This window comes from Bdellovibrionota bacterium (genome assembly GCA_035292885.1).
Lineage (GTDB): Bacteria > Bdellovibrionota_G > JALEGL01 > JALEGL01 > DATDPG01 > DATDPG01.
This window is the reverse complement of sequence record DATDPG010000153.1, coordinates 1-5009: the sequence shown is the minus strand read 5'-3', so window position 1 is coordinate 5009 and position 5009 is coordinate 1. Positions and strand designations below refer to the sequence as shown.

At 56.2% G+C, this 5009-nt stretch carries 7 protein-coding genes; 4 read left to right on the top strand and 3 right to left on the bottom strand.

Annotated elements, in window-relative coordinates; all coding sequences use genetic code 11:
- Positions 1-9 precede the first annotated feature (9 nt).
- Genes pstC through phoU form a run of 4 tightly spaced genes read left to right on the top strand, consistent with a single transcriptional unit; the run spans position 10 to position 3243 of the window.
- Entirely contained in the window at positions 10-918 is a 909-nt protein-coding gene (gene pstC / locus VI895_11225; GenBank protein ID HLG20370.1) for a phosphate ABC transporter permease subunit PstC, read from the top strand.
- Entirely contained in the window at positions 915-1796 is an 882-nt protein-coding gene (pstA, locus tag VI895_11220; protein ID HLG20369.1) for a phosphate ABC transporter permease PstA, read from the top strand. Before pstC ends, pstA begins: the two co-directional genes overlap by 4 nt.
- Complete coding sequence (pstB, locus tag VI895_11215) at positions 1793-2566, top strand: phosphate ABC transporter ATP-binding protein PstB (protein HLG20368.1); 774 nt, start codon at positions 1793-1795, stop codon at positions 2564-2566. The genes pstA and pstB overlap by 4 nt, the downstream gene beginning before the upstream one ends.
- A gap of 8 nt (positions 2567-2574) precedes the next feature.
- Positions 2575-3243 (top strand): phosphate signaling complex protein PhoU, encoded by a 669-nt coding sequence (gene phoU / locus VI895_11210; protein ID HLG20367.1) that lies wholly within the window; start codon positions 2575-2577, stop codon positions 3241-3243.
- A gap of 85 nt (positions 3244-3328) precedes the next feature.
- Here the strand turns inward: phoU and VI895_11205 are convergent, their stop codons facing one another.
- The 3 genes from VI895_11205 to VI895_11195 all read right to left on the bottom strand — a co-directional run.
- Entirely contained in the window at positions 3329-3619 is a 291-nt protein-coding gene (locus tag VI895_11205; protein HLG20366.1) for a hypothetical protein, read from the bottom strand.
- A 113-nt stretch (positions 3620-3732) separates the two neighbouring features.
- On the bottom strand, positions 3733-4515 hold the full coding sequence (locus VI895_11200) for a hydrogenase (GenBank protein HLG20365.1): 783 nt from the start codon (positions 4513-4515) through the stop codon (positions 3733-3735).
- A partial coding sequence (locus VI895_11195) for a hydrogenase (protein ID HLG20364.1) occupies positions 4515-5009 on the bottom strand: 495 nt, incomplete at its 5' end. The genes VI895_11195 and VI895_11200, both read right to left, overlap by 1 nt.

Below are 5009 nucleotides of genomic sequence, written 5' to 3'. Positions count from 1 at the left end.
ACCGAAACCATTTTGTCATGCAAATGGTCGTCCGTCCGAAAATGGCGTCTCGGAGAGCGGGCGATCATCGGCTTTCTATTTCTTTGCGCGTTCGTCTCGATCGTCACGACCCTGGGAATCGTTTGGGTTCTCCTGGAAGAGAGCTTCAAGTTTTTTGAACATGTCTCGATCTTCGAATTCGTCTTCGGACGGGAATGGACGCCTATGTTTGAGCCCAAACAGTTCGGCGTTTTGCCGCTCGTTTCCGGAACGATGCTCATTGCCGTTGGCGCAGCCGTCGTCGCTATTCCGTTGGGGTTATTGTCCGCCCTCTATTTGAGTGAGTACGCTCCGAATCACATTCGAATCTGGCTTAAGCCGATTCTGGAGATTCTCGCCGGAATTCCCACGGTGGTTTATGGCTACTTCGCTCTGACGTTCGTGACGCCGATTCTCCGGAAGTTCTATCCGCAGACGAACATTTTTAACGCGGCGAGCGCGGCCATCGTCGTCGGCATCATGATTCTACCGATGATCGCGTCGCTTTCGGACGACGCCATGCGCTCCGTTCCCCGCGCGCTTCGTTACGCCGCCTACGCTTTGGGCGCGACAAAATTCGAGGTCTCGGCCCGTGTGGTTTTCCCCGCCGCATTTTCGGGAATCATGGCCTCGTTTGTTCTCGCTCTGTCCCGGGCCATTGGAGAAACGATGGCGGTCACATTGGCCGCCGGTGCCACACCGAAATTAACGGCGAACTTCTTCGAAAGCATTCAGACGATGACCGCATACATCGTCCAGGTCAGCCTGGGCGACACACCGGCCGGCTCGATCGAGTATCAGACGATCTTCGCCGTCGGTCTCGGACTCTTCGTCATTACGCTGATCATGAATATTTTTGCCGTTCGACTTTTGGAGCGGTTTCGCGAGGTTTACGATTGAACTCTTCGGAACCACAGCTCGGAGCCACTCTGAAGCGACGCCGGATTCTGGGAGTCGCGTTCGCGGCCATCTGCACCCTATCGGCTTTCATGGGCGTCGTTCTTCTCGCGATTCTTCTCATCGACCTTACCGGCGACGGAATTCAACACGTCACGAAGCCGTTCCTCCTAAATTTCCCGTCGCGATTCCCGGCTCAAGCGGGGATCAAATCCGCGCTCTTTGGAACGTTGTGGGTCATGGGGTTGACGACTTTCTTTTCCCTCCCCATCGGAATCGGCGCGGGCATTTACCTCGAGGAGTTCGCGCGGCGGAGTTGGTTCTCCCGGTTCATTCAGCTCAATATCGCGAACCTCGCGGGTGTTCCTTCGATCGTTTATGGAATTTTGGGCCTCGCCGTTTTCGTTCGCGGCCTCAAATTCGAGCGAAGCGTTCTGGCGGGAGCCCTTACGATGACGCTCCTGATCCTCCCCACGATCATTATCGCGTCTCAAGAAGCGCTCCGGGCCGTTCCGAAATCGATTCGTCTGGCCGCATTTGCACTCGGAGCCACGCGATGGCAGACCACGTACGCGCATGTCCTGCCGGCGGCGCTGCCGGGCATTCTCACCGGAGTGATCCTCGCCGTCTCCAGGGCGATGGGAGAAACGGCGCCGTTGATCATGTTGGGCGCCCTCACCTACGTGGCCTTCGTCCCCACGAGCCTCAACGACCCCTTTACGGTGCTTCCGATCCAGGTTTTTAACTGGGCCTCTCGCCCCCAGCCGGCCTTTCATGGCCTGGCCGCGGCCGGCATCTTGGTCCTCCTGGCCGTCCTACTTACCATGAACGCTCTGGCGATCCTTCTTCGTCACAGATACGAAAGGAAACTTCGCTGGTGACGGCCGAGCGAGCTGACACTAAGCAGCCGATTCTCCGGTTGGAAAATCTCACGGTTTCCTACGGAACCGTAAAGGCCGTGCGAAACATCTCGTTCGACGTTGAGCCTCGGGCGATTACGGCGATCATCGGCCCCAGCGGATGCGGAAAGAGTACGCTCATCCGCGCGTTCAACCGGATGAACGAATTCATTCCCGATGTGAAAACCGAGGGCGCCGTTTACTATCACTCCAAGAATATCTACGGGAGAGACATCGACGTCGTCGACGTCCGGCGACGGATTGGAATGGTGTTTCAGAAGCCGAACCCTTTTCCCAAATCCATTTTCCAGAACGTGGCTTGGGGCCCCCACATCAACGGCTACAAAGGGAGCCTTCACGAACGCGTCGAACATGCCCTGCAGCGGGCGGCGCTTTGGGACGAAGTAAAAGACAAGTTGAGCCAAAGCGGCCTTTCGCTCTCCGGCGGACAGCAACAAAGGCTCTGCATCGCCCGGGCGATTGCCATGGAACCCGAGATTATTTTGATGGATGAGCCTTGCTCGGCCCTCGATCCCATTTCTACGGGTCGAATCGAGGATCTGTTATTCGAGCTGAAGAAACGCTATACGATCGTCATGGTGACGCACAACATGCAACAGGCGGCGCGAGTGTCCGACGCCACGGCATTCATGTACCAGGGGGATCTGATTGAATTCGGCCCGACCCCACAGATTTTCACTCGCCCGACAAACCGTCAGACCGAAGACTATGTAACCGGAAAATTCGGATAGGAGCTTCCATGTCAAAACACCTCGGCCGGGAACTCGAACAATTGAAGAGGGATCTGCTTTCCATTGCAACGCTGGTTGAGGAGGCGGTTCAAAAAGCGATCCGAGCCTTTAATGAACGTCGCGCAGATCTCGCAAAAGAGGTCATCTCCGGTGAAGAAGTGATCAATCAAAAAGAGGTGGAAGTTGAGGAGAACTGTTTAAAGATTCTAGCCCTCTATCAGCCTGTCGCGGAAGACCTTCGTTTTATCGCCGCCGTCATGAAAATCAACAACGATCTCGAACGAATGGCCGATTACGCCGTGAGCATCGCGGAACGGACGCAACATCTATTGACCGACGCTCCGGTCAATGTTCCCGAGGAGCTTTCGAAGATGGAACAACTGGTGAGGCAAATGGTGCGCGGAAGCCTCGACGCCTTCATCCACCGCGACACCCAACTCGCCCGAACGATTTGCCTGAACGACGACCAGGTCGACGCCTGCAATCGCGTGATCATCAAGGAAATCCGGACCCTGGTGAAGAAGGACCCGGCCACGATCGATCAAGCCCTCGACATCTTCACGACCACGCGCCGTTTGGAACGGATCGGCGACCTGGCGACAAATATCGCCCAAGATGTCATCTACATGGTCGAGGGTGAAATCGTTCGCCATCGGTCGCAAAACGCCACTCCCTGAATTGAACTTGACCCTATTTGGCGGAAAATAAAAAAGGGCGAGGCGATCGCTCGCCCCACCCTCGTTAGAAACTTGGAAGAAAAACTCAGCCGCCCTTCTTCTTCTCGGCAGGTGCCGGCGCCGCCATGGCCTCGAAGGTACCGCCGGCTTTGTCGCACTGCTCTTTGGTTCCTTTAAAGACATGGTTCTTGCAGCTGTTCTTTCCGGCGCAGGCGCTCTTGCCGTCCAGAGAGGCGCAGGCGCCATTCCCTTTGCATGCGTTCTTCTGCGAGCATTTGCCTTCATCAGCCGCCAGCGCGTTGGTGACCAGCCCAACCGTCCCGGCCGCCAAGATTCCGGCAATCGCCGCGTTCAACAACAATGATTTTTTGCTCATTCCGATGCTCCTTTTTTCCGTGGTTAAATGCTCCAACATCGAGCGAGACGCATCACCCTAAATAAATCCCTGTTTTGGGTCAAATTTTGACGATTATGATGGAATGATCCGGATCATGAATGACGATCGCGGTCTTTAGGCGGCTCGTCCAATTTTCCAAGAAGCCTCAGCAACCCGTCCAATATCGTATAGGGATGCGGAGGACATCCCGGAACATAGAGATCGACGGAAATTTCCGGGGGGATTCCCAAACAGGCCTCGGCTCCCGCGAACGGACCGCCGCTCAGCGCACAGGCTCCGATGGCGATCACGATTTTGGGATCCGGCGTCGCGGCGTACGTCTCGATCAGAGCCCGCCGCATATTCACGGTCACGGGTCCGGTGATGACGAGGCCATCGGCGTGACGAGGTGAGGCGACAAACTGCATTCCGAAACGTTGAAGGTCGAAAACAACGTTTCCCAGGGCAACGAGTTCCGATTCACAGCCATTGCATCCCCCCGCGGAAACTTGGCGCAGCTTCAGCGACCGTCCGAATAACTTTTTCATTTTTTTATCCAAGGCGGAGGCCAGTTTTAGGGAATCGTCCGCCCCCATATGAAGATCCTCGCGTTTGGAAACTGCCAAGCGATGATCTTGCGTGAAATGTATGGCCCCCTCCGGACAGGCTTCCTCGCAAAGAGGGCAAAAGAGGCAGGCGCCCAGATCGATCCGAAGAGGGTCCGTAAGAATCGCTCGCGTTGGACAAGCCTCGGCGCAGGCGTGACATCCGTCGGGACATTTCGATTCGTCCATCACGGGGAGCCCGCGGAAACGTTCCGGAAGTTCCACGGACCCTTTCGGAAACTTCGACGTTCGGTGGCCTTGAAAAAGGCGATTTTTCAGGACATCGAACACTAAAGATCGTGCCCCGCATAGGAGAGATTGAAGCTCTTGTTGCAGAGGGGAAAATCGGAGATTTCATTCCCTCGGAGCACCATCGCCAAACCGAACCAATTATGGAAAGAGGGGTCGACGACTTTATACACTCGAAGCTCACCTTCAGAATCGGTCGCAGCCACATGGACGATCTCCCCCCTCCAGCCTTCCACCATCGAGACGACGGCGAGGTTCTTGCCGGGGCTTCCCTCTCTTTCCGACAGCGGCCCGGAGGGAAGGTTCGAAATCAGCGTAAAAAGCAAGCGGAGCGAGTTCTTCGTTTCCAACCAACGAACGACCGCTCTCGCCATCACGTCTCCTTGCGTCCGCAGTGCCACCGGGACCGATTCGGATTTGTACCCTCCGAAGGGATGGTCTCGACGGACATCCCGGTCGCAGCCGCTCGATCTCGCCACCACCCCCACAAGGCCCAATTCCTGAGCCAGTTTGAGGGAAACCACCCCCGTCCTTTC